Consider the following 6000-nt stretch of genomic DNA (forward strand, 5'->3'; position numbering starts at 1 on the left):
ACGAGTGTGGAGTCAAAATTGAAGTTCCCGCTGCGAAACACATCGAGTGTTGCGAAACCGAGACACAAAGAGGATAGCCGCAACGGCACCGGCAGTCCTGTGAAGACCTCTTGCTCGCGCAACTTTCAAGAACAATCGTGCGCGCATAGTCGGGTTCCAGGTGGGTTGGTGCATCAAGCGGCCGGTAGAGGCATGTCGAGAATGCCTCCCTACGAAAACTCATCCCTCTGGTTGCGCATTCTGCTCTCCTCCTTTGTCCGCCCTATCGCAGCCTTGAGATCATCCAATTCGAGGAACGTATCCGCCTGCCGACGCAATTCGTCAGCAACCATCGCAGGTTTCGTTCGCATGCTTGATACGACTGTGACGCGAGGACCGAGGCGCTGGATTGCTTCCACAAGGCGACGAAAATCGCCGTCCCCAGAAAACAACAATATGTGGTCTACATGCTTCGCAATCTCGACCGCATCGACTGCGAGTTCGACTCCAATATTGCGCTTGTATTTCCGCCGGCCCTGACCATCATCGAACTCTTTGACCGAGTTCGTACGCACTGTGAAACCGTTATAGTCGAGCCAATCGATGAGGGGCCGGGTCGTTTGAAACTCTTCAGCGATGATCGTGTAGTAATAAGCACGCACCAGCACGCCGCGCGTCCTGAACTCGGCGAGAAGCCTCTTGAAATCAATGCTGAAGTCCAAGGCTTTCGCCGTGTGGTGGAGGTTCAGGCCGTCGACAAAGAGCGCCAATTTTTCCGAAGGAATCATCGCTCCAAGCTCCCTTCATTACCCATAGGACTGCGGTGCATTACAGAGAAACTAAGATTGCCGGCGGGGTGACGGGCTTTGTTCACTGCTACCGCGTCGCGGCGTTCGCTTCAAACTCGGAAGTGTCCCTGCTTGCACGGCCTTCAGGATCGGACGTCGTCGGGCCGCCCCGGCAAGTTCGTTTCGTGCCAGACTGTGACATTGCAGTGCTATTCTGTCGGCGCCAACGAGGGTCGACGGCGGGGTGACGAGGGCGAGTACCTGGCGTTTCGACTCAATGGCTATTCAGGAATTGGAGTGCGGCCTCGCTAAAGGGCCCGGGCGACTCCAGACAAAGGGCATGCGAGGTGTCGGGAAGGATGACCTGTTGCACGTCCGGGAGATAGCTCGCTAACTTTTGGCAGGTGATCCGAAAGATCGGTTTGGTGTTGGCACCCTCGATCAGTAGTACCGGCATCGTTAGCTTTCGTGCGGTCGCAAGCGCAAACGGTGGAGGCGGGGGACGCGGTCGGAAAGCTGCGCCGATTACGTCCGCATTCTCGTTGATGAAGGCGAGATGCTCGCCCCGAATCCGGTCGAGGATTTCGTGGCCGAACACGTAGAGGAGTTGCTCCTCGACGGCTTTGGTCCGATTGCCTTTCTGCCATTCCTCGAAAACTATCTTCCTGTTCTCGCCAAATTCGGCCAGCAATCCCGGCACTGCAGGATCGTCCAGCGCAATCGTCGCGACGGCTGGCTCCGCCAGCACTAGTGAGCGCACAAGGTCCGGGCGCTCGCTGGCGAATTGCGCGGAGACCCCGCCGCCATAGGAATGGCCGATGAGATGAACCGGCGGCAGGTCAAGCTGGCGCAGCAGGGTTGAAAGGTCAGCGACGTGGGTGGCGACACTGAATCCCGCGCCGTCATCCGGCCATTTGTTCGGCCAGTAGTAGCGCTGGCTGAGCGCAAGGACCCGGTAGTTCGGGCGAAGCACATCGACTTGTCGGCGCCACGAACGATAGTCGCCTAGCAGCCCGTTGATCAGGATTACGGGAGGGCCTACGCCCGCCTCGAGATAGGTCAGCTCGGCGCCGTTGATCTCAATCGACCGCCTGTTCATTGGCGTAACCTCCTCTATCGACGCAACGTGTCCAGCACTTTTCGAGCGGCAGCAAGATCGACGATTTCGTGCTTGGTGTCGAATGCGTCGATGATGGTGTGCAGGCGCGCCGCACCCTCCTGGGCGCGCCCTTGACGTGCAAGAACTGATGCAAGTTGTGTGGTGGCGCGGAGCTTGAATAATCGCGCTTCCTGCCGCTGGGAAATAGCAATCGCTTTCTCGAAGAGGTGCACAGCGCCGGTCAGATCGTTTCCGCAAGCGGCGATTTGGCCACGAATGCGGATGCATTCAGCTAAGGCGGCTGCTTCGTCAGTATCGATAACGAGGGCATCGGTCTCATCCAGCAGTTGAGATGCCTCGTCGAGGCGGCCCGCCCGCACCAGAAGATCACACAGCCAGCATATTCGCTCGGGGGTATGAAATACGATCCCCTGACCACGCCAAAGCACGATTCCTTCGCGGGCATCGGCGATGCCGGCATCCAGTTCACCCAATCGCGAGCGCGCAAGTCCCCGCCATGAAAGACCATTGCTGAGCCGGGTCGTGTAGCCATGGCGTTCGCTGATCTCAATTAGCTTGGCAGAGTCCCGCAGTAGCACATCGTTTTGGCCGAGCAGTGCGTATAAATAGCACTTCACGAGAAGACCCCAGGCGATGTCGAAGGGCTTCTCCATGCGGTCGATGGTTTGAACGAAGCACTCTGTCGTTTCGACAGCCTCATCAATGAAACCCATCGCAACCAGTGATCGGAAAAAGTAGGACTGGGTCGCGATCAATTGATCCGCGCCGCCTAGCAAAATACGACGGCTGGCATGAGTTCGATCAATCAGATCTCGGGCCTTACGCAGGGCGTCGATCGCGAAACGCCATTCTCCCCGGTTGAAATGAGCAGTCCCCTTTGACGACCAAAGGCCGCTCACATAGGCCGGAGGTAGCAGATCGGCGTGATTTTTCAGTTGCTCATCGGCGAGCGTCAGATAATCGCGATTACGCCCGATGGCATAAAAAAACCCAGAGAGCGATATCGCCGCTTCACACTGCAATTCGACCAATGCAGTGGCCGAGGCGGCACGACGTGCAGCATCAAGCGCCTGACTAAGGCGCTCGGAACGAAACCCTTCCGCCTGCGTCAAGGCATTGGCCATCGCCAGGTGGAGACGTGTCATCCGCTCGGCGCCGCCGGTCACATCGTCTAGCCTCTTGCTGCAGTCAATTGCGTTGGCAAAGTGCGATACCGCCTCACGGCTGGCAGCCCTGGCCATGGCGGCCACTCCCGCCTTTTGCCAGTGATCGAGCGCGCCGCCCCAGTCGCAGGCTTCTTGAAGATGGTGCGCCAGGAGCTCCGGGTTGCGCCCGACCGCATCGGCACGAAGCTCGACCAGGGAAACCGCGATCTGGCGGTGCAATTGGGCCCGTTGGTTGCGAAGGAGGGTGCCGATGGCCGCGTCCTGGATCAAGGCGTGTTTGAACTGATAGCTTTCGCAGTGGGGATCTCTTCGCGGGTAGATAAGTTCAGCCTCGATCAGGTCGTGCAGTGCCCGTTTAACCGCGGCAGCGTCTCGTTGGCTCACCGCGATCAGAAGATCGGCATCGAACACCCGGCCCAAAAGCGCCGCCACCTGAATGATGTGCCGGATCGGCGCCAGACGATCCAAACGGGCATGAAGCGCGGCCTGCAACGTCGCAGGGATCTCGATGGCCCCGCCGAAGCCGACGTTACTTCTACTTTCGGCGACCGATTTGGTCAGCTCTTCGATGAATAGCGGCACACCGTCGGTCTTGGCGACCAATTGCGCCAGCATGGCCGCCGGAAAATCATCGGCCGCGACGCGACGAATCATCGCTTCGGTCTCGCGGCGGCTGAGCCTGGCGAGTGGCAAGGTCACCAGCGGCGACGAATTCGACCACGGCGCACGAAACTCCGGTCGGGCGGTCAGCAGAACAAAAAGTCGTTGCGACGCCATGTCAGAGAGCATCTGACCGACATATTCTGTTGTCGACGGATCAATCCAATGGGCATCCTCGACGACCATGAGCACTGGGTTTCGCCGCTGCACTGCAGAGGTCAGCTGCGACAGGGCGGCGAAGACAGCTTGGCGAACCTGTCCAGGATCCGCCGGGCCGGCATCCGACCCCGGATCCGCAGAAAGACCCAGCAGCATGGCGAGCGGCCCGACCACATCGGCACTGTCCAAACCGAGATCGAGGAGAAAGTGTCCGAGGCGCTCCCGCCGCGCGACGTCATCCTTTTCGCCGGCAACGCCCAGCGCTCGATGCAATTGCTGGATCACCGGCCAGAGCGCGCTGGTCTGATGTTGTGGAGAGCCATAAAAGACGATTTCGGCGTGCGGCGTTTCGCGGAGCTGCATGCGAAGCGTCTGCAGCAAGCGGGATTTGCCGATGCCGGCCTCTCCCTGCAGCAGCACGGCCTGGCCTTCGCCTTCCATCGCGTTCTCCCACCGCTTGGTGAGAAAGCCGAGTTCGGTCTCGCGGCCGATCGGTGGGGTCAAGAATTGTCCACCTCTCGCCTCAAAGCGGTTGGGGGCGGCGCTGGGGCGCAGCACCCGATAGATTGCAATCGGTGCGCTGACGCCCTTGAGCATTTGCGGGCCGAGCGGCTCAACCTCGAAGAGGCCCTCCACGAGGCGCAGCGTCGCCTCGCTCATGACCAGGCTACCCGGCAGTGCCAAGCCTTGCAGACGTGCGGCAATATTTGGCGCTTCGCCAACGATGCCGTCACACAGGCGCTTCTCGCCAACTCCCAGTTCACCGACAACGACTGGGCCGGTGTTGACACCGCAGCGGGCTTCGAGACCTTCTCGCCCAAGCTCCGTCAATCCGGCCATGATATCGAGGCCCGCCTGGACTGCACGCTGAGCGGAATCCTCGTGGGCCCTCGGATAACCGAAATAGGCGGTCACGCCATCCCCGATGAAAAGGCCGATTTGCCCTTCATGGCGCTGAACCACCTCTGCGCATACTTTCTGAAATGACAGCAGCAGATTTCGCAGATCTTCCGCATCTAACGTCTCAGCGAGGTGGGTCGAGCCGACGACGTCGCAAAAAAGGACGGTCAGTTGCCGTCGTTCCGCTTCAGTTGCCGGCTCCGTTGTCGGAACGATCGGCGGCGCCCCCATTGACTGCATCGCCGCATCGGAGAGGTTGCCCTCAATCGCCTGGAGCAGGCGCTTGCGAGCCCCAACCGGCAGACCGGCCGCCGTCAGGTCTGCATCTGTCAGTTCGGGCAGGATATCGAGTTCGATGTCCTGAGCCAGTAGCGCGTCCGCGTAGCGCCCCAGTCCTCGCGCCTCAAGCCACTCGCGAAGTTGTGCCATATTGGCCCTCGCAGAGTTCGACGTACATCATGGCCCTGTAGGGTGCGTCAGCATACACGCATGGACTGCTTCAGTCAGCAATTGTTGGGTCCAACCTCCCAGGCCACATTTGGCCGATGCGTGCTGGACCTCAACGCGATGTTGATTGTGGTCAGCTGTGCTTACTAGGGTAGCGCCGTCGACGGTGATCGCGATGCCGCTCGCCCTCGATGCGGGTCTTGGCATCTTGGCGGTTCGAGGAACCTGCCCGCTCTAAGGCCTCAATTTCGTCCTGGCGCCCCGAGGAGATTGGCCGTTCAGGGTCATTGTCGGAAGTTAGTGCGCGCGTTGGCGACGTCCGCTCCACCCCTGTGAACGGACATTGTCAGCCCAGTGGCCTAGGTCCGAAAGGTGCCGGACTAAGTCTGAAGCCAAGGAATCGGCTGTCGGTTCCAAAGCCCATCCACTAATTCGTCAGAACGGGTGTCCTAATTACATGAAATTTAGGATGATTTTGAAACCGAATCCAAAATCACGATTTATCTTTGCAAACAAGGAAGATGGGCTAGGGCCGACGACGAATCGCTAAAACCGAAAGACTTTCCAGTTCACGCGAAACTAAAAAAATCGTCAGGAACGACGGTAACACTATCGCTGAAGCGCGCGCCAAGAAAACTGCAGAAGACATTGCGGAGCACTTGAACGCGGAGGAGGACCTTCGCGAAGTAACCGTAGGTCGGCATAACATTCCCAGCACGGATTCTGCCATCGGCGTACGTCTTCCTCCTTCCTCATGCAAAACAAAGGTCTGAAAAATGGC

3 protein-coding genes are annotated in these 6000 nt (G+C 59.1%); all 3 read right to left on the bottom strand.

The genetic code is table 11. The annotated features are described in order from the left end of the window. Positions 1-209: 209 nt before the first annotated feature. The gene (locus tag JQ597_RS36520; protein ID WP_212270221.1) at positions 210-767 is read right to left on the bottom strand and encodes a LabA-like NYN domain-containing protein; all 558 of its coding nucleotides are present in this window, start codon (positions 765-767) and stop codon (positions 210-212) included. Between the two features lie 274 nt (positions 768-1041). After that, complete coding sequence (locus JQ597_RS36525) at positions 1042-1866, bottom strand: alpha/beta fold hydrolase (RefSeq protein WP_212270222.1); 825 nt, start codon at positions 1864-1866, stop codon at positions 1042-1044. A 14-nt stretch (positions 1867-1880) separates the two neighbouring features. Next, the gene (locus JQ597_RS36530) at positions 1881-5201 is read right to left on the bottom strand and encodes an ATP-binding protein (protein WP_212270223.1); all 3321 of its coding nucleotides are present in this window, start codon (positions 5199-5201) and stop codon (positions 1881-1883) included. Positions 5202-6000: the final 799 nt, after the last annotated feature.

The sequence above is a fragment of the Bradyrhizobium sp. AUGA SZCCT0177 genome, assembly GCF_018130125.1.
Classification (GTDB): domain Bacteria; phylum Pseudomonadota; class Alphaproteobacteria; order Rhizobiales; family Xanthobacteraceae; genus Bradyrhizobium.

Coding starts and splice junctions, on each gene's coding strand:
- JQ597_RS36530 (WP_212270223.1), bottom strand. CDS start 5,201: ATGGCACAACTTCGCGAGTGGCTTGAGGCGCGAGGACTGGGGCGCTAC.
- JQ597_RS36520 (WP_212270221.1), bottom strand. CDS start 767: ATGATTCCTTCGGAAAAATTGGCGCTCTTTGTCGACGGCCTGAACCTC.
- JQ597_RS36525 (WP_212270222.1), bottom strand. CDS start 1,866: ATGAACAGGCGGTCGATTGAGATCAACGGCGCCGAGCTGACCTATCTC.